23 protein-coding genes and 1 pseudogene are annotated in these 21,287 nt (G+C 76.4%); 19 read left to right on the plus strand and 5 right to left on the minus strand.

Annotated elements, in window-relative coordinates:
• Positions 1-31: 31 nt before the first annotated feature.
• From HUT16_RS02735 to HUT16_RS02765, 7 genes are all read left to right on the plus strand, one after another.
• On the plus strand, positions 32-412 hold the full coding sequence (locus HUT16_RS02735) for a VOC family protein (protein ID WP_176185099.1): 381 nt from the start codon (positions 32-34) through the stop codon (positions 410-412).
• Between the two features lie 144 nt (positions 413-556).
• The gene (locus HUT16_RS02740) at positions 557-967 is read left to right on the plus strand and encodes an SgcJ/EcaC family oxidoreductase (protein WP_176185101.1); all 411 of its coding nucleotides are present in this window, start codon (positions 557-559) and stop codon (positions 965-967) included.
• 290 nt (positions 968-1,257) lie between these two features.
• On the plus strand, positions 1,258-1,638 hold the full coding sequence (locus HUT16_RS02745; RefSeq protein ID WP_176185103.1) for a hypothetical protein: 381 nt from the start codon (positions 1,258-1,260) through the stop codon (positions 1,636-1,638).
• Positions 1,639-2,113: 475 nt separating this feature from the next.
• On the plus strand, positions 2,114-2,413 hold the full coding sequence (locus HUT16_RS02750; protein ID WP_176185105.1) for a hypothetical protein: 300 nt from the start codon (positions 2,114-2,116) through the stop codon (positions 2,411-2,413).
• Positions 2,413-3,618 (plus strand): putative T7SS-secreted protein, encoded by a 1,206-nt coding sequence (locus tag HUT16_RS02755; protein WP_176185107.1) that lies wholly within the window; start codon positions 2,413-2,415, stop codon positions 3,616-3,618. Before HUT16_RS02750 ends, HUT16_RS02755 begins: the two co-directional genes overlap by 1 nt.
• Before the next feature lie 79 nt (positions 3,619-3,697).
• Complete coding sequence (locus HUT16_RS02760; RefSeq protein WP_176185109.1) at positions 3,698-4,321, plus strand: hypothetical protein; 624 nt, start codon at positions 3,698-3,700, stop codon at positions 4,319-4,321.
• Positions 4,322-4,370: 49 nt separating this feature from the next.
• Positions 4,371-5,120 carry a hypothetical protein gene (locus HUT16_RS02765; RefSeq protein WP_176185111.1) on the plus strand — a complete coding sequence of 250 codons (750 nt, stop codon included), beginning with the start codon at positions 4,371-4,373 and terminating at the stop codon, positions 5,118-5,120.
• 36 nt (positions 5,121-5,156) lie between these two features.
• Here HUT16_RS02765 and HUT16_RS37745 read toward each other — a convergent pair.
• Positions 5,157-5,435 (minus strand): annotated as a pseudogene (locus HUT16_RS37745) (DUF6328 family protein); the annotation flags it as partial.
• Between the two features lie 145 nt (positions 5,436-5,580).
• Between HUT16_RS37745 and HUT16_RS02770 the strand changes: the two are divergent.
• Positions 5,581-6,267 carry an HAD family hydrolase gene (locus HUT16_RS02770; protein ID WP_176185113.1) on the plus strand — a complete coding sequence of 229 codons (687 nt, stop codon included), beginning with the start codon at positions 5,581-5,583 and terminating at the stop codon, positions 6,265-6,267.
• Between the two features lie 203 nt (positions 6,268-6,470).
• On the opposite strand, the gene HUT16_RS02775 is transcribed toward HUT16_RS02770, so the two are convergent.
• Complete coding sequence (locus tag HUT16_RS02775) at positions 6,471-7,682, minus strand: AI-2E family transporter (protein WP_254897605.1); 1,212 nt, start codon at positions 7,680-7,682, stop codon at positions 6,471-6,473.
• 399 nt (positions 7,683-8,081) lie between these two features.
• Between HUT16_RS02775 and ddaH the strand changes: the two genes are divergently transcribed.
• The 7 genes from ddaH to HUT16_RS02810 all read left to right on the plus strand — a co-directional run bounded on the left by ddaH (position 8,082) and on the right by HUT16_RS02810 (position 13,168).
• Entirely contained in the window at positions 8,082-9,014 is a 933-nt protein-coding gene (gene ddaH, locus HUT16_RS02780; protein ID WP_176185117.1) for a dimethylargininase, read from the plus strand.
• A gap of 5 nt (positions 9,015-9,019) precedes the next feature.
• Positions 9,020-10,117, plus strand: coding sequence for an iron-containing redox enzyme family protein (locus HUT16_RS02785; RefSeq protein ID WP_176192448.1), 1,098 nt, complete (start codon positions 9,020-9,022; stop codon positions 10,115-10,117).
• On the plus strand, positions 10,114-10,671 hold the full coding sequence (locus tag HUT16_RS02790) for a flavin reductase family protein (RefSeq protein ID WP_176185119.1): 558 nt from the start codon (positions 10,114-10,116) through the stop codon (positions 10,669-10,671). The genes HUT16_RS02785 and HUT16_RS02790 overlap by 4 nt, the downstream gene beginning before the upstream one ends.
• Positions 10,668-11,795, plus strand: coding sequence for a YbdK family carboxylate-amine ligase (locus HUT16_RS02795; RefSeq protein ID WP_176185121.1), 1,128 nt, complete (start codon positions 10,668-10,670; stop codon positions 11,793-11,795). Before HUT16_RS02790 ends, HUT16_RS02795 begins: the two co-directional genes overlap by 4 nt.
• A gap of 99 nt (positions 11,796-11,894) precedes the next feature.
• Positions 11,895-12,545, plus strand: a complete 651-nt coding sequence (locus HUT16_RS02800) for a HemK2/MTQ2 family protein methyltransferase (RefSeq protein ID WP_176185123.1) — start codon at positions 11,895-11,897, stop codon at positions 12,543-12,545.
• Positions 12,532-12,828, plus strand: coding sequence for a CDGSH iron-sulfur domain-containing protein (locus tag HUT16_RS39625; protein ID WP_368662666.1), 297 nt, complete (start codon positions 12,532-12,534; stop codon positions 12,826-12,828). Before HUT16_RS02800 ends, HUT16_RS39625 begins: the two co-directional genes overlap by 14 nt.
• A gap of 109 nt (positions 12,829-12,937) precedes the next feature.
• Positions 12,938-13,168 carry a DUF6213 family protein gene (locus HUT16_RS02810; RefSeq protein ID WP_176185125.1) on the plus strand — a complete coding sequence of 77 codons (231 nt, stop codon included), beginning with the start codon at positions 12,938-12,940 and terminating at the stop codon, positions 13,166-13,168.
• A gap of 46 nt (positions 13,169-13,214) precedes the next feature.
• Here the strand turns inward: HUT16_RS02810 and HUT16_RS02815 are convergent, their stop codons facing one another.
• Positions 13,215-15,659 (minus strand): SpoIIE family protein phosphatase, encoded by a 2,445-nt coding sequence (locus HUT16_RS02815; protein WP_176185127.1) that lies wholly within the window; start codon positions 15,657-15,659, stop codon positions 13,215-13,217.
• Between the two features lie 261 nt (positions 15,660-15,920).
• Here HUT16_RS02815 and HUT16_RS02820 point away from each other — a divergent pair, with 261 nt between their 5' ends.
• Positions 15,921-16,466 carry a type 1 glutamine amidotransferase domain-containing protein gene (locus tag HUT16_RS02820; RefSeq protein WP_254898231.1) on the plus strand — a complete coding sequence of 182 codons (546 nt, stop codon included), beginning with the start codon at positions 15,921-15,923 and terminating at the stop codon, positions 16,464-16,466.
• A 52-nt stretch (positions 16,467-16,518) separates the two neighbouring features.
• Here HUT16_RS02820 and HUT16_RS02825 read toward each other — a convergent pair whose 3' ends face one another.
• Complete coding sequence (locus HUT16_RS02825; RefSeq protein ID WP_176185131.1) at positions 16,519-16,755, minus strand: DUF6296 family protein; 237 nt, start codon at positions 16,753-16,755, stop codon at positions 16,519-16,521.
• Positions 16,756-16,929: 174 nt separating this feature from the next.
• A complete protein-coding gene (locus HUT16_RS02830; RefSeq protein ID WP_176185133.1) occupies positions 16,930-17,307 on the minus strand; it encodes a MerR family transcriptional regulator in 378 nt (125 codons plus the stop codon).
• A 75-nt stretch (positions 17,308-17,382) separates the two neighbouring features.
• Between HUT16_RS02830 and HUT16_RS02835 the strand changes: the two genes are divergently transcribed.
• From HUT16_RS02835 to HUT16_RS02845, 3 genes are read left to right on the plus strand one after another with little or no spacing between them, the layout of a single operon-like run.
• Positions 17,383-18,600: an MFS transporter gene (locus HUT16_RS02835; RefSeq protein WP_176185135.1), complete on the plus strand. Its 1,218-nt coding sequence runs from the start codon at positions 17,383-17,385 to the stop codon at positions 18,598-18,600.
• A gap of 33 nt (positions 18,601-18,633) precedes the next feature.
• Complete coding sequence (locus tag HUT16_RS02840; protein ID WP_176185137.1) at positions 18,634-19,995, plus strand: NtaA/DmoA family FMN-dependent monooxygenase; 1,362 nt, start codon at positions 18,634-18,636, stop codon at positions 19,993-19,995.
• The gene (locus HUT16_RS02845; RefSeq protein WP_176185139.1) at positions 19,992-21,194 is read left to right on the plus strand and encodes an LLM class flavin-dependent oxidoreductase; all 1,203 of its coding nucleotides are present in this window, start codon (positions 19,992-19,994) and stop codon (positions 21,192-21,194) included. Before HUT16_RS02840 ends, HUT16_RS02845 begins: the two co-directional genes overlap by 4 nt.
• The last annotated feature ends 93 nt before the right edge of the window (positions 21,195-21,287 follow it).

Here is a 21,287-nt window from a genome sequence, read left to right on the forward strand (position 1 = left end):
CGACGCCCCCTACCGGAAGCAGGTGCCGCCGATGGCGTGCCGGATCAGTGAACTCGTCCTGGGCTGCCGCGAACCCGAGGTGCTGGCGCGCTTCTGGTGCGAGGTGCTGGACTTCGTGGTGCTCGACCGCACGGCCGACGGCGGCATCGAGATCGGCCCGCGCGAGGGCTTCGGCGGCGCGCAGCCGACCCTCTTCCTGAGCCCCGAGGCCGAGCCGCACCCGGGCCTGCCGCGCCTGCACATCGACGTCAGCGCCACCGACCGCGACCAGGACGCCGAACTGGAGCGCCTGCTCTCCCTCGGCGCCCGCCCGGCCGACATCGGCCAGACCGGCGAGGAGTCCTGGCACGTCCTGGCCGACCCGGAGGGCAACGTCTTCTGCCTGCTCAGGACGCGGATCAAGGAGCTCTGACCGGCGCCCCGCCGCCGTCCGCCGCGGCTCCGGGCGAAAATCCTCCCGGAGCCGCGATGAATTTCCCGCGCGCCGCCGGTACGTACCGGTGAGCCCCCCGGACCCGGTGGGGCCGACCGAGAACGAGCGCGAGGGAGAACTCCGATGTCGGACAACCGTGCGGCGGACGTCGCCGCGATCCAGGCCGTACTGGCCGCGTCCTACCGGGCCTGGGAGGCCGGGGACGCCGAGGCGATGGTCGCCGACTACACGGCGGACGCCACCGCCATCCTGCCCGGCTCGCTGCGCGACGGCCGCGAGGCCGTCCGGGCGGACATGGCCCGGGCCTTCGCCGGCCCGCTGAAGTCCACCTCGACCTGGAACCGCACGCTCGGCGTCCGCTTCCTGGGCCGGGACGCCGCACTCGTGGTCAACGAGTCGGGCATCCTGTTCGACGGGGCGAGCGAAGTCCCCGAGGACCGGAAGGTCTACGCGACCTGGGCGCTGGAGAAGCGCGACAGCCGCTGGCTGATCGCCGGCTACCACAACAGCCCGGTGCACGTGCCCGCCCACTGACGGACGCCGACGGGCGACCGGCGGCCCGCACCGGCGGGCGCGGGCCGCCGCACCGCCCACCGGCGGAGAACGAACCGGCAGACGGCACCAGCAGAGAGCACCGGCAGACGGCACCGGCAGAGAGCCACGGCAGGCCGGCGGCCCGCATCGGCGGATGCGGGCCGCCGGCCTGCCGCGTGGCGGGACCTCGCCGCGCGGCCGGTCGGCGGACCGGGGCTGATTCGTTCCGGGGCCCGCTGGGCAGACGCCCGCCGACCAGGAGCATCGGAGCAAGCGAAAGGACCTGAACCATGCTGCTGCTCGGAATCCTGCTGTTCGCCGCGTCCGGCGCGTTCGCCGGCCTGCTGATCGCCGACAACCTCGGCGGCGGCCCCGAGACCGGCGTCACCGTGCTCGGCCACCAGATCGCCACCATGAGCACCCTGGGGGCCTTCCTGGCCGGTCTGGCCCTCGCCCTGCTCTTCTGCGCCGGCCTGGCGCTGGTCGGCGGCGGGCTGCGGATGCACCGCCGCCACCGCCGGGCCGTCCCGGCGGACGCCGCGGTGGTACCGGAGCGCACCGACGACCCGGCCGCCGACGGCTACACCACCGGCGGGTCCACCGCCACCACCGGCGGGTCCACCGCCACCCGGCCCACGCGCGGCCGCCCGCGCCACCGCTTCACGCACTGAGGTTCACGCACTGAGAGGTTCACGCACTGGGGTTCACGCACGGAGAGGTTCACGCGCCGGGTTCCACGCGCCGAGGCACCCGCCCGGCGGGCGGAAGTCCCGGGCCCGGCCCGCCGGTTCAAGGACAGGTCAAGTGGAGGTTCCGTCAGGACAAAGCGGATAGCGGCCGGTCGACCCCCGCGGACTTCCGCCGGGAAGGACCGTCCGCACCCGGACCCGGAATGCCCCGCCCGCCCCGCTCCCGCCCGGGCGCCCGGCGCCGGGGCATTCGCCGCTCACCTTCAACTCCCGCTACCACCAGTGCAGTTGGCCGATCTCACTCTCCCTCCCCACATCCGGTGAATTCCGACCGGATTCGCAGGAAACACCCAGGATCCCGCCACCGCGGCAATTGCGGGTAGGCTTCCCCGAATTGCGCCGACCCGACGGACCCGACGGTCCGGTCGGGGCGGTACGGGGAAACGATGGGGGAGCCGTGGCTCAGGGAACGTTCCAGGTGGAGGTCGACGAACTCGGCCTGGTGTCGAAGGAGCTCGCCGAGGCGAACAACAGCATGGGCGGGGCGATGCACGCCCTGGGGCGGACCTCCCCCCAGGTGACCGGGCACCGCGCGCTGGACGGTGCCTGCGCCTCGTTCGCCGAGGACTGGAAGTACGGGCTGAAGCAGCTCAACGAGACGCTGCACGCGATCAGCGAGGGCCTGGACGTGACCGTGCGGGCGTACCGGGAGACCGACGAGCTGGTGCGCCGGGTGATGGCGGGGGAGGCCGTCTGATGTCGATCCTGATGCCCGGATGGGCCGCACCGACCGACCGCGACGGCTTCGACGCGCTGGGCTTCGACCCCGCACCCGGCAACCTGCCGGGCATCGACGAACTGGTCCGGGACCTCCAGCAGGCCGCGCGCGAGCTGGAGGACGCCCGGGTCAGCGTGAACCGGGCGTCCTGCGGCGGCGGCGCCTGGCAGGGCGAGGCGGCGGACGCGTTCTCCGCCCGGATCGCCAAGCTGCCGGGCCAACTGGACGTCGCCCACGCCTCGTTCGACTCCGCGTACACCGCACTGGCGGGCTGGCGCGACCAGCTCGCCGGTCTGCAGCGCACCGCCGCCGACCAGGAGGAGCAGGCCCGGGCGGCCAAGGCCCGGCGCGACCGGGCCGCCGACAACCCGGACCTGAAGCTGGCCGGGGTGCTGTTCATGGACGACGAGCAGCTCGCGGACGCCGAGACCCGGCTGCGCAAGGCCGACGCCGAACTCCGGGCCGCCGACGCCGACTTGCAGGGCATCGTCGCCCGGGCCGAGGCGCTGCGCGCCGAGCACGACCAGCTGGCCCAGGAGGCCGCTCGGGTGGTGGCCCGGGCCGGCGAGCAGGCGCCCGACGGGCCGGGCTGGTTCGCCAAGCTGATGGACAGCGTGAAGCAGGTCGCCCAGGCGCACATCCAGCTGGCCAAGGACGCCATGGAGTGGGCCAAGGCGCACGCGAACGCCATCGCGGCGGTCGGCGACCTGCTCTCCAACGCGAGCACCCTGGTCGGCCTCGGCTCGATCGCCCTGGCCGGCGCGGGCCTGGTGTTCCCGCCGCTGGAGGTCGGTGCGGCCGCGCTGAACGCCGTCTCCATGGGCCTGTCCGGCGCCGCCCTGGTCACCCACGGCGTGGCGGCGGCGGCCGGGGCGGACGTGCCCCCGCTGAGCTTCGCGGTCGACGTGATGGGCATGGTCCCGGTCATCGGCGAGGTCGGCAAGACCGGGAAGCTCGCCGCCTCGCTGTTCGCCCGGGAGACGATCGGCAACGGCGTCGCCCTCGGCGCCACCGGCATCTCGCTGAGCGGCTGGTCCCAGGACGCCAGCGGGCTCCAGCAGTTCCTCCCCCGGGACGGCGGCCAGTGGGGCGAACTCCTGCTCGGCGGCCCGCTGCTGGTCGGCCTGGACAACGCCTGGCACGACGGCTCGGAGAAGGACAAGGCCGCCCGGGGCGGGAACTGACGGTGCGCCGGACCACCCTCCCGGCCGGGCCGGGGCCCGCTTCCCCCGCCCGGCCGGGGCCCGCCCCCGGGGAGCCTGCATGGACCTGACCCGCACCGCCCTACTGCTCGACGGCCGGGGCACGGTCGACGAACTGCTCAACTCCTTCACCCTGGACGAGCCCGGGCTGCGCTGGCTGTGCTGGCTCTACGGCTACCGGCTGGAGCAGCTCCGGCAGGTCGGCCGCACCCACCACAAGCGGATGCTCGCGGTGCTCGACCAGGACCCGGTCGCGCGGGCCCGGGCGGCCTGGATGCGCGCCCCGGACCTGCGTCCCGGCGCGCCCGCCCCGGTGCCGTGGACCTCCCCGCACACCGGCGCCCCGGCGCCCTGGACCCCGCCGGGCTGGCTCCCCGGCTGCGGGCCGCTGCGACCGGCGGCCGACCGGATGCCCCGGGCCACCGCCGAACAGGTCCGCGCCGACCACCACCCGGCGGGGCTGCTGGTGATCGGCGGCGGGCTCGGCGTCGTCGCGGCGGCCCTGGCGCCCGGCGCCCCGGTGCTCGCGGCGGTCCTCGGCGTCGTCGCGCTGGCGTTCCTGGCCGGCTACCTGCCCGCCCGGAACCACCGCGACCGGCTGCTCGCGGCGGCCGCCGACCGGCGTCCCCCGTACGACCCGCCCCCGGGCGGCCCGCCGCCTCCCCCTCCCCCGCCGCCTCGCTGAGTCGTTCCCGACGCCCCGTACGACCCGCCCATACCCGTGAGGAAGACCGTTGACCGGCAGCACCGTGGAGTCCGTGGAGACCGTGGAGTCAGTGGAGACCGTGGAGTTCGACGTCCCGCCCGAGTTCGTGCCGTTCGAGCCCGCCGACGACGTGGACGACGCCTACGAACTGGTCCTCGCCCGGCTCGGACCGGCCGCCGAGGGCCTCCCCCCGGTCCGGCGGCAGGCCCTGACCGCGCTGTACGCGGCCGGTTCGGCGGCGCTCACCGAGGCGGGCGTGCTCTGGTCCGGCACCTGCGTCGGCACCATCGGCGACCGCCTGTCCACGGCGACGCTCACCGTCACCGCGCTGGACACCGAGGACGAGACGCCACAGGCCACCGCCGCCGCCGGACTCGTCGCGATCCTCACCCCGCGCGAGCTCCCCGGCCAGCCGCAGCCCTCGCAGCCCTCGCAACCCACCCCGCAGCTGCGGCGGTTCGACGCCCCGGCCGGTCCGGTCGTGATCACGCTGGAGCAGCAGCCGGGCTGGCAGCTGAGCGCCGAGCAGAGCGTCCCGCTGCTCTCCGCCAAGGCGTACCTGCCGATGCCGCCCGCCCTCCGGGGGGTGCTGATCCTCGAACTCAGCACCCCGGACGTCGACAACTGGTCGGAGGTCTACGCCCCGCTGCTGGTCCGGGTCGTCCGCAGCGTCCGCTTCCCGACAGCGGCGGACCCGACCCCGGCCGCCGCCGCACCGGCCCCCGCCGCCGCACCGCCCCCGCCCACCGACGACCCGTTCGGCACCCGGCTGAACTGACCCCTCACCGCCGTCCCCACCGTCGCCGTCGCCGAGTTGCGGCTTGAGGAGGCGCCCGGCGAGCAGCCGGTGGTAGGCGCCGGTGGCGATCAGGGCACCGGTGGCGAGCGCGCCGAGGGCGACGGTGACCACGTACAGGCCGCGTTCGAAGCCGCTGAGGGCGGTGAAGCGCGGCATGGAGACCACGCTCAGCAGGAAGCCGAACAGGATCTGCGCACCGGTCTGCGCGACCCGGATCTCCTGGAGCGGTTCGGTCCAGCGCCGGTCCGCACGTTCGTTCGGGGTCTCGTGCCGCCCGAGGTACTGCTCGGACATCCTGGCCGCCCCCTTCCTCCCCACGCGTCCCCCCGCCCGGGAACGGCGGAAAACGGCGGGTGTGGGGCGCGGTGCCCGGGGTAGACGGGGGCACGCACCGGAACAGGCCCGGGCCGTGGGGGCCCGGTCGGGAGGAGGCGACGGGATGGCAGCGGACGGCGCGGCCGCACTGTTCGACGTGGACGGCACCCTGGTGGACACCGTCTACCTGCACACCCTCGCCTGGTGGCAGGCGTTGGCGCAGTACGGCCACGAAGTGGACGCGGCCCGGATCCACCGGGCCATCGGCATGGGCAGCGACCAGTTGCTCGACCACCTGCTCGGGGACGACCGGGACCGCTCGGAGGACGACGCGGTCGAGGCCGCGCACCTCGCGCTGTACGCCCAGCACTGGCCGGGCCTGCGGGCCTTCCCGGGGGCGGGCGACCTGCTGCGGGAGTGCGCCGGGCGGGGGTGGCGGGTGGTGCTGTCGACGTCCGCCTCGGGACGCGAGCTGGAGGTGCTGCGCCGGGTGCTGGACGCCGACGACGCGGTGCACGCGGTGGCGCACTCGGACGGGGTGGCGGCCTCGAAGCCCGCCCCCGACCTGGTGCACCGGGCGCTGGAGCAGGCGGCCGCGCGGGCGGACCGGTCGGTGTTCGTCGGCGACAGCGTGTGGGACGTCGAGGCGGCGGGGCGGGCCGGGACGCCGTGCGTGGGCGTGGAGACCGGCGGTTTCGCCGCCGCGGAACTGCGCGGCACGGGCGCCGTCGAGGTGCACCCCTCGGTCGGCGCGCTGCTGGACGGCCTGGACGACAGCGTCCTCGCGCGCCCCGGGGCGGGTGCCCGGTGAACGGAACGCGGACGGCCGCCGACCGGCCCCGACGGGTCGACCCCCTGGTCCGCCGGCTGGGCTACCGCACGCGGGCCGCGTCCTGGACGGCCCTGTGCGCCCTGTGCGCGCTGCTGGGCCCGGCCGCGGTCACGCTCACCGGCCCGGACGCGGTCGCACTGCCCGGGCCCGGGCCGATCCCGCGCGATCCCTCGGACGGTCGTTCAATGACGGTCCGGTGATCTCCCCGGCGAGGCCCCGTCAGGACCCTTGCCCCCGCCCCGCCCGGCCCCGCTCGGCCCGTCGCCGCCCCGTCCGGCCCCGCTCCGCCCGTCGCCGCCCCGCACGTCGCCACCCTGCCCGTCGCCGTCCCGCAGTTCGCGGAACACCGCCCAGCCCACCGACAGCACCGGCACCGCGACGGCCGCGCCGACGATCCCGCCGAGGGTGCCGCCGACGGCCACCGCCAGGGCGACCGCGACGGGGTGCAGCCGGACGGCCCAGCTCATCACCAGGGGGTGCAGGACGTGGCCCTCCAGCTGGCCGATCACCACGATCAGGGCCAGCACCAGCAGCGCGGTGACCGGGCCCCGGGTGGCGAGGGCGACCAGGGAGGCGACGGCCAGCGCGATCGGCGAGCCGACCAGCGGGATCAGCGCGGCCAGGAACTCCAGCCCCGCGAGCGGCACCGCCAGCGGGACGCCGAGGACCGCCAGCATCACGCCGACCAGCACCGCGTTGGTGCCCGCGACCAGGAACAGGCCCCGGGTGTACCCGGCGAAGGTGCGCCACGCGGCGTGCCCGGCCCGGTTCCAGCGGGACGCGTTCCGGGACGGCAGCAGGTCGGTCGCCCAGTGCCACATCCGTTCCCCGGAGTGGGTCAGGAAGACGGCGCAGAAGAGCGCGAGCGCGAGGGCGGCGACCGCCTCGACCAGCCATCCCGCGCTGGTGAGGGCGGTGGACAGCACGGCCTGCCGGTGGGTGCTGATCAGGTCGCCCAGCCGCTGCCGCAGATCGGTCAGGGTGCCCGGTGCGGCGTGCAGCGGCGGCCCCTCCAGCCACTGCTCCAGCCGGTCGACGCCGTCACGCACCTGCCCGCCGAGCTGGTCCGTCTGCGCCCGGACCACCAGCACGGCCAGCAGTGCCAGCCCGGCGATCAGCAGCAGCGCGCCCAGCAGGGTGAGCAGCACGGCCAGGGCGCGCGGCATCCGGCGGGCCAGCAGGTCGACCGGCGGGCGCAGCACGGCCGTGATCACCAGCGCGACGAACACCGCCACCACCGGCAGGATCAGTCGGCTGACCAGCAGGTAGCCCGCGTAACCGGCCACCGCCACCACCAGCAGCCGCCAGGCCCGCCCCGCCGCCCGCTCCAGCGCGCTCCCCCGCCACCCGCCCGGCCCCGCCCCCGGAACCGACCCCGAACGGACGGCCGGCACCCGCGGCGCCCGCCCGGCCCGGCCACCGTACGGCCGACCGTTGTACGACCGACCGCCGTACGACCGACCCCCGTACGGTCGGCCCCCGTACGACCGGCCGCCGTGCGGTCGGCCGTCGTGCGGCGCGGGTGCGTACCGCCCCGACCGTCGCGCCCCACCACCAGCGTGCTGCCCGCCCGCGCGGGACCCAGGTCCTGGCATCAGCTCACCACCTCCGGCCGTACCGTCTGCCCGGCGGGGGCCGTTCCACCCCCGCCACCCCGCCGCCCCGCCACCCCGCCCCGGCGGCCCCGGAGCCGGGCCGTTCCGGTGCCCCGGAGCCGAACCGTCGCGGTGCCCCGGGGCCGGGCCGTCGCGGTGCGCCGTTTCGGGGCGGGCGGTGGCGGACAGACGCGGCGCATGAACGCGCTACCGGCCTCCGCCGTCGTCCCCGCCCGGCCCGGGCCCGGGCCGGGGGTCCGGCGGCGGTACCTGCTGTGCCCGCCCGAGCACTTCGCGGTGGAGTACGCGATCAACCCGTGGATGGACCCGGACCGGCCGGTGGACCGGGCCGTGGCGCTGCGGCAGTGGCGGGCCCTGGCCTCGGTGCTGCGCTCGCTCGGCCACCGGGTCGACCTGCTGGCGCCGGAGCCCGGCCTGCCCGACATGGTGTTCACCGCGAACGGGGCGACGGTGGTGGCCGGCCGGGTGCTGGTCGCGCGCTTCCGCCACCCGCAGCGCGCGGGCGAGTCGGCGGCGCACCGGCGCTGGTTCGAGGCCGCCCGGTTCCCCCGGGTGCGCACCGCCACCGAGGTGAACGAGGGCGAGGGCGACCTGCTGGTGGCCGGGCCGCGCATCCTCGCCGCCAGCGGTTTCCGCACCACCACCGCCGCCCACCGGGAGGCCCAGCGGGTGCTCGGACTGCCGGTGGTCTCCCTGCAGTTGACCGATCCGCGCTACTACCACCTGGACACCGCGCTGGCCGTGCTGGACGACACCCGGGTGATGTACTACCCGGACGCGTTCGCCCCGCCCGCCCGCCGACTGCTGCGCCGCCTGTACCCGGACGCGATCCTGGCCCGCGCGCCGGACGCCGCCGCGTTCGGCCTGAACGCCATCAGCGACGGCCGCCACGTGGTGCTGCCGGCCGCCGCCCGGGGCCTGGCCGAACAGCTGCGGGCGGCGGGCTTCGTCCCGGTGCCGGTCTCGCTCCCGGAGCTGTTGAAGGCCGGTGGCGGCCCCAAGTGCTGTGTGCTGGAAGTCCGTTCGGCCCGGGGGCCCTGCCCCGGCGCCGAACCCGGCCTCCGGGATCGGCGCCCGGGCCCCGGAGACGAGGAACGAGGAGCGAGGTGAGAACCGTGCCGACCGCCACCCGCCCGAACTCCGGTGCGCCGCCGCTGCCTTCGGCCCGCGGCCCGCTCTCGGACACCGTCCTCGCCGCCCTGCGCCGACCCGCCCCGGCGCACCTCTCGCCGCCACCGCTCGACGACCTGGCGGACCCCTGGGGCGAGGACCTCCAACTCGCCCTGTACGTCTGCTACGAGCTGCACTACCGGGGCTTCGCGGCGGTCGACGACGCCTGGGAGTGGTCGCCGCCGCTGCTCGCCCTGCGCGGCTGGATGGAACGCTCCTTCCTGGCCGCGCTGCGCCGCGAGGTGGGCGAACCGCCGCCGCTGGCAACCGTGTTGGCCGACCTGCTGGCCGAACCCCCGGACGGCGACGGGCCCTCGTACCACCTGCTGACCACCGGCACCCGGCTGCAGGCCCGCGAGTACCTGGTGCACCGCTCGACGTACCACCTGAAGGAGGCCGACCCGCAGATGTGGGCGGTGCCCCGGCTGCCGAACCCGGCGAAGGCCGCGCTGGTCGCCGTGCAGTACGACGAGTACGGCGCGGGCCGACCGGAGCGGGCGCACGCCGAGCTGTTCGCCGCGATGATGGCCGACTTCGGCCTCGACCCGGCGTACGGCGCCCACCTGGACGCGGTGCCCGCACCCGCCCTGGCCGTGGTCAACACGATGTCGCTGTTCGGCCTGCACCGTTCCCTGCGGGCCGCGCTGGTCGGACAGTTCGCGGCCGTGGAGATCACCTCCCCGCCCGGCGCGGCCCGGCTCGCCACCGCCTTCGAGCGGCTCGGCGCCTCGCCGCGCGGCACGCTCTTCTACCGGGAGCACGTCCTCGCCGACGCCGTCCACGAGCAGCTGGTTCGGCACACCGTGATCGAGCCGCTGCTCGCCCGGCCCCCGGAGTGCTCCGAGCGGGATATCGCCTTCGGCGCCCTGGCCTACGCCCGGGCCGAGGACCGGCTCGCCGACCACCTGATGGCCGCCTGGCGCTCCGGCACCTGCTCGCTGCGCACGCCCCTGCCCGAGGAGCCCCTGCCCGAGGAGCGCCCGACCGGGGAGCGCCCGGCGGAAGAGCCGTTCCGGCGACCGTCCCAAGGAGCCCCACGATGAACCCGACGGACCCGACGGACCCGACGGGCGCGACGGGCGCGACGGGCGCGAGGAGCACCGCGGGCGGCGGCGCCGGGGCGTTCCTGCGCCTGCTCGACCAGCCGGTGTACGTGGTCACCGCCGAGGCCGGGGGCGACCGGGCCGGCTGCCTGGTCGGCTTCGGCTCGCAGTGCTCGATCCGTCCGGAGCGGTTCGCCGTGTGGCTGTCGCACGCCAACCACACCCACCGGGTCGCGGCGCGGGCGACGGCGCTGGCCGTCCACCTGCTGCCGCCCGACGACGCGGGGACGGCCCTGGCCCGGCTGTTCGGCGAGTACACCGGCGACGAGGTCGACAAGTTCGCGCGGGCGGCCTGGCGTCCGGGCCCGGCCGGGGTGCCGGTGCTCGCAGGGGCGGCCGCCTGGTTCGTCGGGCGGGTGGTCGGCCGGATCGAGGGCGGCGACCACACCGGGTTCCTGCTCGACCCGCTGGCGGACGGCACGGACGCACCGCCGCCGCCCGCCGTCCTCACCCTGCGGGACGTCTCCGACCTCGACCCGGGACACCCGGCGTGAACGCCCCGCCGAGCCGTCGACCACCGCCACTGCTCCGCTTCGGCGTCGAGGAGGAGTTCCTGCTGACCGGGCCGCGCAGCCGGATCACCGTGCCGGCCGCCGAGGCGGTGGTGACGGACGCCGCCCGGACGCTCGGGCCGCGCGCCCAGTACGAGTTCCTGGCCACCCAGGTGGAGGGCTGCACCCGGCCGGTCGGCACCGTCACCGAGCTGCGCGCCGAACTCGCCGACACCAGACGTGCGTTGGTCTGTGCCGCGGAGCGGGCCGACTGTCGGCTCACCGCCACCGGCACCGCCGTCCGGCCCAGCCACCACCCGCTGCCCGTCACCCCGAAGCCCCGCTACCAGCTGCTGGCCGACCGGGTCGACGGTGTCGCCGACCAGGTCGGCGCCGAACTGTGCGGCTGTCACGTCCACTTGGGAGATCTGACGCTCCGTCAGTCACTCTCGCTCAGCGCCCGGATGCGCGGCTGGCTGCCGGTGTTCCAGGCGTTCTGCGCCAACTCCCCTTTCTGCGAAGGGAACGACCGCGGCACCGCCTCCAACCGGCCCGACCGGTACGCCCGTTGGCCGACCTTCGGCCCGGCGCCACTGCTGGACGAGACCGGCTACCGCGGCGCGCTGGACCGGCTGCTCGCGGACGGGGTGATCTTCGACCGGCGGATGCTGTACTGGTACGCCCGGCCGTCCGAGCACCTGCCCACCCTGGAGGTGCGGGTCGCCGACACCAGCGCCGACCTGGACACCGTCCTGCTGCTCGCCGTCCTGCTGCGCGCCCTCGCCCACACCCTGCTCGACCCGCGCACCCCGGCCCGGCCGGTCCTGGTGCCCGACCCGGCCCTGCGCCTGGCCCACCGCCGCGCCGCGGCCGCCGCCCTCGACGCCCGACTGCCCGACCCGCTCACCGGCCGCTACCGCTCCGTCCGCCACCTGCTCCCCGCACTCGTCGAGTTCACCGCACCCGCGCTGCGCCGCACCCGCGAACTCGACTTCGCCCGGCACCTGTCCACCCACCTGCTGGCCACCGGCTGCGGCGCCGACCGCCAACGCGCCGCCCTCACCCGACACGGCCACCTCTCCGCCGTCGTCGACGACCTCGCCCACCGCACCGCCCAACCCTGCTGACCCACCCGACGCCCCCGGCTCTCCCACGCCTCCGCGCCGCCCCACGTGTCGCCCGCCGCCCCACGTGTCGCCCGCCGCCCGCCGGGCATACGCGGGCCCATGCTGTTGCTGCGACCGCCCGGCGTGTACCCCGCCCAGGGGGACACCGACCTGCTGCTGGACGTGCTCGGCCGGGAGCCGGTGCGTCCCGACGCGCGGTGCCTGGACATCGGCACGGGCTGCGGCGCGCTCGCCCTGGCCGCCGCCCGGCGCGGCTGCCGGGTGACCGCCGTGGACCTGTCGCGACTGTCGCTCGCCACCGCCTGGCTGAACGCCCGCCTGCACCACCTCCCGCTGCGCGTACGGCACGGCGACCTCACCGCGCCCGCCGCCGACGGCCGGTACGACCTGGTGCTGAGCAATCCCCCGTACGTGCCCGCGCCCCGCCCCGGGCCACCGCCGTCCGGTCCCGCCCGGGCCTGGGACGCCGGGCCGGACGGGCGGCTGCTGCTGGACCGGCTGTGCCGCCTGGTGCCGCCGCTGCTCGCGCCGGGCGGGGTGCTGCTGCTCGTGCAGTCCTCGCTGGCCCGGCCCGACGCCACCGTGCGGCAGCTGCGCGCGGCCGGCCTGCGGACGGAGGTGGCCGACCGGCGGCCGCAGGCGTTCGGCCCGGTGATGACCGCCCGCGCGCCCTGGTTCGAGCGCACCGGGCTGATCCGACCGGGCGTCCGCACCGAGGAGTTGGTGGTGGTCCGCGGTGTCCGCGACTGACCCGGAGCCCGCCGTCGGCCCGCCCGCCGTCGGCCCGCCCGCCGTCGATCCGCCCGCTCCCCCGCCATCACCACCGCCGTCGCCCCCGCCACCGCCCCCGCCCCGGATCCGGCTGACCGAACGCGGCCCGCTGCTGGTCGACGGCCCGGTGGACCTGCTGCTGCCGGACGGCACCGTGCTGCACTGCGACCGCCCGGTCGTCGCGGTCTGCACCTGCCGACGCAGCCGCCGCTACCCGCTGTGCGACACCAGCCACCGCACCCACCGCCGCACCCGCCGGTAGGCGGGCCCGCCGGACCGCCGTTTCCGCCGGGCGGCCCCCGGGCAGACGCCCAGGTGAGAAGCGTGCGAGCGCAGGCGAGCGCAGCTGAGCGCAGGAGGAGGTGGGCGCCGTGGGGCGGCTCAGTGTTCCGGTGATCTGCGGGCTGTCCGGGGGCCTGGCCATTCCGGCCCGCCAGGTGGTCGAACTGCTGCGGGCGCTGCCCGAGGAGTGGGAGGACTGGGCCGGCCGCGAGGACAGCGGGCTGGACCCGGAGACCACCGGCGCCCTCGCCGACATGGTCCGCCAACTCGCCGACCAGATCGACCTCGCGTGCATCGAGATCGCCAGCGAGGAGGAGTGAGGGGAAGGGAGGCGAGGGGGCCGGGGCCTCCCCGCCGGTCGGGCGGTCAGGCGTCGTCGTGGCGGCGGACCGCGAGCAGGCAGATGTCGTCGAAGGGGTTGGGCCCGCCGAGGCGGCGCAGCAGGTGGTCGAGCAGCCCGGCCGGGTCGGGGGCGGCCCGGTAGTCGGTGCAGGCGCGCAGCAGCCGGGCGGTGCCGAGGTCGGTGCCGGTGCCGCGCCGTTCGACCAGGCCGTCGGTGTGGATCAGCAGGGTGTCGCCGGGGGCGAGGCGGAGTTCGGCGGTGGGGCGGTGGGCGCGCGGGGTGACGCCGAGGACCAGGCCGGGCGGCGGGTCGAGGGTGCGGGCGGTACCGGCGTGGATCAGGACGGGGGGCAGCTGGCCGGCCCGGGCCCAGGCGACGTGCCCGGTGCGGGGGTCGAGCCGGGCGACGGTGACGGCGGCGATGTGGTCGGCGCGCTGGTGGCAGAGCATCCGGTCGAGCCGGTCGAGGAGCTGTCCGGGCGGGGTGCCGTCGTAGGCGATCCCCCGTAGTGCGTAACGGAGTTGGGACATCGCGGTGGCGGCGGGCAGGCCGTGTCCGGAGACGTCGCCGACGGCGAGCAGCACGGTGCCGTCGGGCAGGTCGAGCAGTTCGTACCAGTCGCCGCCGACCTTGCGTTCGCGTTCGGCGGGCAGGTAGCGGGCGGCGGTGTCGAAGCCGGGGACGGGGCGGCCGGCGGGGGCGTGCATCAGGGCCTGCTGGAGGGCGCGGACGGCGCGCTGCTCGTCCTCGGTGCGGCGGCGCTGGTCGGCGAGGCGGTCGCGGGTGTCGCTGAGGGCCTGTTCGGCGCGCCGCCAGGGGGTGACGTCCTGGACGACGCCGCTGAGCGCGAGCAGTCGGCCGTCGTCGGCCCGGGCGGCCTCGCCGAGGGCGCGCAGGTTGCGCTGTCCGTCGGCGGCGCGGACGGCGAAGTCGGCGGTGACGGCGGTGCGGCCGTCCAGCAGCGCGCGGGCGGCGGCGCGGACGGCGTCGCGGTCGGCGGGGACGACGGCGTCCAGGGCGGCGCGCGGGTCGAGGCCGACGGTGCCGGTGGGGGCGCCGAAGAGCTGCGGGACGCCGTCCGAGCAGGTGATCCGGCGCTCGCCGGGGTGCCACTCCCAGGTGCCGACCCGGGCGAGGCGGCCGGTCTGGGCGAGTTGGGCGATCCGCCGGTCGCGTTCGTCGTGGGCCCGCCAGGTGAGCAGCAGGCCGTCCTGCAACGGGGCGGCCTGCACCGTCATGGCGCTGGCCCGGGCGCTGCCCGCGACCGTTTCGACGTACCGTTCGGCCTCGCCGCGGTAGGGGGTGCCGTCGGCGGCGGCGGTGCGCAGCCGCTCGAACGTGCCGGAGGCGACCATGCCGGGGTACAGCTCGGTCAGCCGGCGTCCGCGCAGTTCGGCGGCGGACCGCCCGGCCAGGTCGACGGTGGTGGCGTTGGCGTGCTCGACCCGCAGGTCGGTGACCTTCCCGTCCCGGTCGCGGACGGTGCGCAGGAGCAGCACCGGGTCGAGCAGGCCGTCCAGCACGGCCCGGAACCAGGGGGCGCCGGCCGGGTCGAGGACGTCGGGCGGCGGGGCGGAGGAGGCCGCGGACGGCGGGGGCCCGGGCAGGCGCAGCAGGGTGTCCGCGGCGAGGTCGGCGAGCGCGGCGAGGTGCGCGGCGACGGCGGGGGCGGGGTCGCGGCGGGCCGCCCAGCCGATCTTGAGCACGCCGAGCAGGCGTCCGCCGGCCTGGAGCGGGAGGGCGCAGACGGTGGTGCCGGGCACCAGGTCGTCGGTCCGTTCGGGGTAGCGGGCGGCGAACTCCTGCCGGTCGATCACCCACACCGGGCGGCCGGTGCGGACGGCCTCGGTGAGCGGCAGCCGCAGGTGCGGCGGGATGCGCTGCCACTGGCTGCGCCGGCGTGCCGTCACCCCGTGCGCGCCGACCAGCCGCAGCGCGCCGTCGGGTTCGCGCACCGCGAGGACCAGCGCCTGCGCGCCGAGCGGGCCGAGGGCGGTGCGGTGCAGGTGTTCGGCGATCTCGTCGGGGCCGGTGACGGTGGCGAGCGCGGCGGCGGCCAGGTGGAAGCGGGCGGCCAGCGCGGCTTCGTCCTCGGCCCCGGACGGGACGGGCGCCCCGGCCCCGCCTCCGACCGGCGACTCGGCCTCGCCCCCGACCGGCGACTCGGCTGCGTCCCCGACCGGCGGCTCGACCGGGGCCTCCCGGCCCGCCGGGGGCGGGGCGGCGGCGGCCACCAGGTCGGCGGCGATCTGCACCAGCTTGCGGTTCTCGTCCTGGGAGCGGCGCACCAGTTCCGCGAAGGCCTGTTCGGGCCCGCAGCCGAGCCGCTCGACCAGGACGCCCTTGGCCTGCTCGATCACGGCCCGGGTGCGCATCGCGGTGCGCACGCCCTCGAGTTCGGTGCGCAGCCGGTCGACCGTGGCCTCCAGCTCCGGACCGGACCGGGATTCGAACCGTTCGCCGTCCACCGCGTCCCCTCGTCGCCGTCCTTCGCCGCCGTCCACCGCCCCACCCTATGCCGACGTTTCACCTGCTTTGCGCCTTTCGCACCGGTTTGCCGGTCGCCGTTCGTGGCGAGACGCCCTGCGCGGGGGATCACCCGCACGCCCACCCGGGGCCGCGAGGACCCCGAGGAACGGAGCCGCACCATGAACGACACCACCGGCACCACCGACACCACCGGCACCACCGGGACCACCGACGCCGACGGCCTGCACGAGCTGCACGGCGTGACCGTGGCCTTCCTGGCCGCGCCCGAGGGCACCGAGCAGGTCGAGCTGACCTCGCCGTGGCAGACCGTCCTGGATCACGGCGGCACCCCGCGCCTGATCTCCACCGAGCCGGGCCAGATCCGGGCGTTCCACCACCTCGACCGGGCCGACCCGTTCATGGTGGACGCGGTCGTCGCGGACGCCTCGGCCGCCGACTACGACGCCCTGGTGCTGCCCGGCGGCGTCGCCAACCCGGACTTCCTGCGCACCGACCGGCGCGCCGTGGAGTTCGTCGCCGGGTTCTTCGGACGCGGCAAGCCCGTCGCGGTGATCTGCCACGGCCCGTGGACGCTGATCGAGGCCGACGCCGTCCGCGACCGCACCATGACCTCCTGGCCGAGCCTGCGCACCGACCTGAGCAACGCCGGAGCGCACTGGGTCGACCGCGAGGTGGTGGTCTGCACGGACGGCCCGAACACCCTGGTCTCCAGCCGCAAACCGGACGACCTCCCGTCCTTCGACCGCGCGCTGGTCACCGCCTTCACCGCGCCCGCGACTCCCTGAACCGCCCGCGCCGCACCCCTGAGGCGCCCCCACCGCCGGCCCGGCCCGCCGCTCAGGCCGCGGCCAGCGGGTAGGCGTACCCGTAGGGGTGGTTCAGGCCGGGCGGGTACGGCTCCAGGAAGCAGGCCACCCTGCCGTGCACGGTCACCCGCAGGCCGCCCGGGCCGCGGTAGACGGTGAGCCCCTCCGGAGTGGTCTCCGAGGAGCGGTACACCACCACCATCACCTGCGGGGCGTGCGCCCCCGGCCGCCCGGGGACGGCTATCCGGTAACCGTGCGGCCCGTCCATGACGCCACCTCGCCCGTTCCTCCACCACCACCGGGCCCGCGACCGCGGACCCGCGCCCCCGCGCCTACCCCCCGGGCGCGGCACCAACCCAGGCCCGGCCCGGCCCGCCACTCAGGCCGAACCCGCCGGGCCCGCCGGACCCGCCGGACCCGCCCGGCCCGCCCGGTACGCCCCTCAGCCGGTCGCCGGCAGCTCCCCTCCGCTGACCACCTCCAGGTACTCGTTCATCGCGTCCCGGTTGCGGATCAGGCAGTTGATCCGCTCCGTCATCCGGTCGCGCTCCAGCGTCAGGGTGGCGAGCATCTCCGGCGTCGCGTCCGAGAAGTGGATGGTTCGGGGCTTGTCGAGGCAGGGCAGGATCTGTCTGATGATCCTGGTGGGCAGTCCGGCGTCCAGCAGGCCGCGGATCTGCAGGACGCGGTCGGCCAGGCGTTCGTCGTACTCGCGGTAGCCGTTCGCGGCCCGGGTGGAGACGATCAGCCGCTGCTCCTCGTAGTAGCGCAGCAGCCGCCGCGAGGTGCGGGTGCGCTCCGACAGCTCCCCGATCCGCATCCGCCCCACCGTGACCCACCTCACATCGATCCGCGTTGACCCTCACATATGTGTGAGGGTTTCACGATAGCCGCCATGAGCACCCGGTCACCAGTCCATGAATCCTCAGGCACCCTCCCCCACCAGCGAGTTGGCCGCCGCGAGCTGCCGTTGTCCGCACTGCTGGCGCTGGCGCTGGCGGTCTTCGTCACCAGTCTGACCGAGACGCTGCCCGCGGGCGTGCTGCCCGCGCTGGGCGCCGACCTCGGGGTGGGCGAGTCGGCGGCGGGCCAGACGGTGACCGTCTACGCGGTGGGCACGGCGCTGACGGCGATCCCGCTGACCGCGGCCACCGCGGCCTGGCGCCGCAAGCGCCTGCTGCTGGCCGCGATGGCCGCCTTCGCGCTGGCCAACACCGTCACCGCCGTCTCCTCCGCCTACCCGCTGACCCTGGCGGCGCGCTTCCTCGCCGGGGTGGCCGCGGGCCTGGCCTGGGCGCTGCTGGCGGGGTACGCCCGCCGGTTGACACCCGTCCACCTGCAGGGCCGGGCGATCGCGATCGTGATGACGGGCATCCCGGTCGCCCTGTCGCTCGGCGTCCCCGCCGGGACGTTCCTGGCCCGGGCCACGGACTGGCGGACGGCGTTCCTGGCGATGACGGTGCTGGCCCTCGCGGTGGTCGGCTGGGTGGTCGCCGCCGTCCCGGACCAGCCGGGCCAGCCGCCGGAGCGGCGCGAGCGGATCCTCGGGGCGCTGTCCGTCCCGGGAGTGGTCCCGGTGCTGTTCGTGACGCTGGTGTTCGTGCTCGCGCACACCGTGCTGTACGCGTACGTGGCGAGCTTCCTGGACCACCTGGGGATGGGCGGTTCGACCGGCCCGGTGCTGCTGGTCTTCGGCGCCGCCTCGCTGGCGGGCATCTGGGCCACCGGCGCGCTGATCCACGACCGGCTGCGGGTGCTGACGATCGCCGGGGCCGCGCTGGTGGCCGTCGCGGCGGCCGTGCTGGGCCTGCTGTCCGGCGTCCACGCCGCGGTGTACGTCGCGGCGGGGCTGTGGGGCCTGGGCTGGGGCGGCGCACCGACGCTGCTGCAGACCGCGGCCGGGGACGCCGGCGGCGAACGGGCGGACGCCGCCCAGGCGATGCTGGTCACGCTGTGGAACGTGGCGATGGCCGGCGGCGGCGTGCTGGGCGGGGTGCTGCTGGCGGGCGCGGGCGCCGGCTCGCTGCCGTGGAGCGTGCTGGCCCTGATGGCGCCGGTGCTGGCCGTGGTGGTCGGCGCCCGCGCGCACGGTTTCCCCGCCCGCCGTGCCTGAACCCCGACACCCCGACACCCCGGAGGCCACCGGATGCCCGCCCGTCCGCTCAAGCAGATCCACCTCGCCGCCCAACTCCCCAGCGTCCAGCACACCGTGATCTGGTCGGACCCGTCCGCCGGGAGCCAGATCGCCTTCGACTCCTTCGCCCATCTCGCCCGGACCGCCGAGCGCGGCAGGTTCGACTTCTTCTTCCTCTCCGAGGGCCTGCGGCTGCGCGAGCACAAGGGCCGGGTCCTGGACCTCGACGTCGCGGGCCGCCCCGAGGCGCTGACCGTGCTCGCCGCGCTCTCCGCCGTCACCGACCGGATCGGGCTGGCCGCGACGGTCAACTCGACCTTCAACGAGCCGTACGAGGTGGCCCGGCGGCTGGCCACCCTGGACCACCTGAGCGGGGGGCGGGCCGCCTGGAACGTGGTGACCAGCTGGGACGCGTTCACCGGCGAGAACTTCCGGCGCGGCGGCTTCCTGGCCGAGGCCGACCGCTACACCCGGGCCGCCGAGTTCCTGCACACCGCCCGTGAGCTGTGGGACAGTTGGCGCCCCGGCGACTTCCGGGCGGACGCCGCCGCGGGCGAGTTCGTCCGGCCCGGCGCGGGCCGCTTCGCCCACCGGGGGCGGCACTTCGACATCGCCGGCCGGTTCAGCACCCCGCCCGGCCCGCAGGGCCACCCGGTGGTCTTCCAGGCGGGGGACTCCCCCGAGGGGCGCGAGTTCGCCGCCGCCGACGCCGACGTCATCTTCAGCCGGCACGCCGACCTGGCCAGCGGGCAGGCCGCCTACCGGGACGTCAAGGCGCGGCTGGCCAAGTACGGCCGCTCCCCGGCGGACCTGAAGATCATCCCGTCGGTCAGCTACGTGCTGGGCGACACCCCGGCGGAGGCCGCCGAGCGGGCCGAGGAGGTCGCCCGCGCCCAGGTGAGCCCGCAGACCGCGCTGATGCTGCTGGAGGCGGCCTGGGGCCGCGACCTGTCCGGCTACGACCCGGACGGCCCGCTGCCGGACGTCGACCCCGTCCCGGAGAACGTCGTCACCAAGGGCCACAACCTGTACCGCAGCCGGGGACGCGAGGAGACCGTCCGGCACTGGCGCAAGACCGCCGAGGAGCGCGGGCTGAGCATCCGGGAGCTGATCGTCGAGGTCACCGCGCGGCCCACCTTCGTCGGCACGCCGCGCCAGGTCGCCGACGCGATGAACGCGTTCGTGCAGAGCGACGCCGCCGACGGCTTCGTCTTCTCCCCGAACGTGGTGCCCGGCGGGCTGGACGAACTGGTCGACCGGGTGGTGCCGCTGCTCCAGGAGATGGGCGTGCACCGCGCCGAGTACACCGGCAGCACGCTCCGCGACCACCTCGGGCTGAAGCCCGCCCGCCGCCACTTCGAGGAGACCCCGTGACCCACCTGCACCTCGCGGTCGCCCTGGACGGCACCGGCTGGCACCCGGCCGCCTGGCGCGAACCGGACGCCCGGCCCGCCGAGATCCTCACCGCCCGCTACTGGGCCGACCTGGTCCTGGAGGCCGAACGCGGCCTGCTCGACTTCGTCACCGTCGAGGACGCCCTCGGCCTGCAGACCTCGGCCTTCCACCGGCCCGACGACCGCACCGACCACGTCCGGGGCCGGCTGGACGCCGTCCTGCTGACGGCCGCGCTGGCCCCGCTGACCTCGCACATCGGGCTGGTCCCGACCACCAACGTCACCCACACCGAGCCGTTCCACCTCGCCATCGGCATCGCCTCGCTGGACCACGCCAGCCTGGGCCGGGCCGGCTGGCGCCCGCAGATCACCTCCCGGGCCGCCGACGCCGCCCACTTCGGCCGCCGCACCACCCCGCAGCTGACCGACGCCGACGTCCTCGACTCGGAGCTGATCGCCGCCCGGCTGCGCGGGCTCTTCGCCGAGGCCCACGAGGTGGTCGAGGCCGTCCGGCGGCTCTGGGACAGCTGGGAGGACGACGCGGAGATCCGCGACACCGCGACCGGGCGCTACCTCGACGCCGCCAAGGTGCACCACGTCGACTTCGCGGGCGCGCACTTCTCCGTCCGGGGCCCCTCGATCACCCCGCGCCCGCCCCAGGGCCAGCCGGTGGTGGCCGTCCTCGCCCACGCGAGCACCCCGTACGAACTGGCCGCCGCCGGGGCGGACGTCGTCTTCCTCACCCCGCAGTCCCGCCCGGACTCCGTGGCCAGGCTCGACGCGTTCGCCCGGGCCCGGCAGCACTCCGCCCGGCCCGCCGCGGACCCGGTCCGGACCTTCGCCGACCTGGTGGTCTTCCTGGACGACGCACCGGGCCGGGCCGCCGAACGCAAGCAGCGCCTGGACGAACGGGACGGCGGCGCCTTCGGCTCGGACGCCCTGGTCTTCACCGGCACCCCCGCCGAACTCGCCGACCTGCTGCTCGACTGGCGCACCACCGGCCTGGACGGCTTCCGCCTGCGCCCCGGCGCCCTCCCGCACGACCTCACGGCCATCACCCGCGGCCTGGTGCCCGAACTCCAGCGCCGGGGCGCCTTCCGCACCGCCTACGAAGCGGACACCCTGCGCGCCCTGCTCCGCCTCCCGCGCCCGGCCAACCGCTACGCCCCGGCCGGATGAGCCGGACCCGGCGCCGCCGCCCGGCCCCCTCCGGGGCGGCGAGGGCGCCGGGCGCCGGGCGTCTTGGGGGCGTCTTGGGGGTGCGGTGGGGTG

This window comes from Kitasatospora sp. NA04385, assembly GCF_013364235.1.
Lineage (GTDB): Bacteria > Actinomycetota > Actinomycetes > Streptomycetales > Streptomycetaceae > Kitasatospora.

What these genes read in the sequence shown, in the direction of transcription:
- HUT16_RS02735 (WP_176185099.1), top strand. Translation starts at nt 32, where the DNA reads ATGGCGTGCCGGATCAGTGAACTCGTCCTGGGCTGCCGCGAACCCGAG.
- HUT16_RS02740 (WP_176185101.1), top strand. Translation starts at nt 557, where the DNA reads ATGTCGGACAACCGTGCGGCGGACGTCGCCGCGATCCAGGCCGTACTG.
- HUT16_RS02745 (WP_176185103.1), top strand. Translation starts at nt 1,258, where the DNA reads ATGCTGCTGCTCGGAATCCTGCTGTTCGCCGCGTCCGGCGCGTTCGCC.
- HUT16_RS02755 (WP_176185107.1), top strand. Translation starts at nt 2,413, where the DNA reads ATGTCGATCCTGATGCCCGGATGGGCCGCACCGACCGACCGCGACGGC.
- HUT16_RS02760 (WP_176185109.1), top strand. Translation starts at nt 3,698, where the DNA reads ATGGACCTGACCCGCACCGCCCTACTGCTCGACGGCCGGGGCACGGTC.
- HUT16_RS02770 (WP_176185113.1), top strand. Translation starts at nt 5,581, where the DNA reads ATGGCAGCGGACGGCGCGGCCGCACTGTTCGACGTGGACGGCACCCTG.
- ddaH (WP_176185117.1), top strand. Translation starts at nt 8,082, where the DNA reads ATGAACGCGCTACCGGCCTCCGCCGTCGTCCCCGCCCGGCCCGGGCCC.
- HUT16_RS02790 (WP_176185119.1), top strand. Translation starts at nt 10,114, where the DNA reads ATGAACCCGACGGACCCGACGGACCCGACGGGCGCGACGGGCGCGACG.
- HUT16_RS02800 (WP_176185123.1), top strand. Translation starts at nt 11,895, where the DNA reads ATGCTGTTGCTGCGACCGCCCGGCGTGTACCCCGCCCAGGGGGACACC.
- HUT16_RS02825 (WP_176185131.1), bottom strand. Translation starts at nt 16,755, where the DNA reads ATGGACGGGCCGCACGGTTACCGGATAGCCGTCCCCGGGCGGCCGGGG.
- HUT16_RS02830 (WP_176185133.1), bottom strand. Translation starts at nt 17,307, where the DNA reads ATGCGGATCGGGGAGCTGTCGGAGCGCACCCGCACCTCGCGGCGGCTG.
- HUT16_RS02835 (WP_176185135.1), top strand. Translation starts at nt 17,383, where the DNA reads ATGAGCACCCGGTCACCAGTCCATGAATCCTCAGGCACCCTCCCCCAC.
- HUT16_RS02840 (WP_176185137.1), top strand. Translation starts at nt 18,634, where the DNA reads ATGCCCGCCCGTCCGCTCAAGCAGATCCACCTCGCCGCCCAACTCCCC.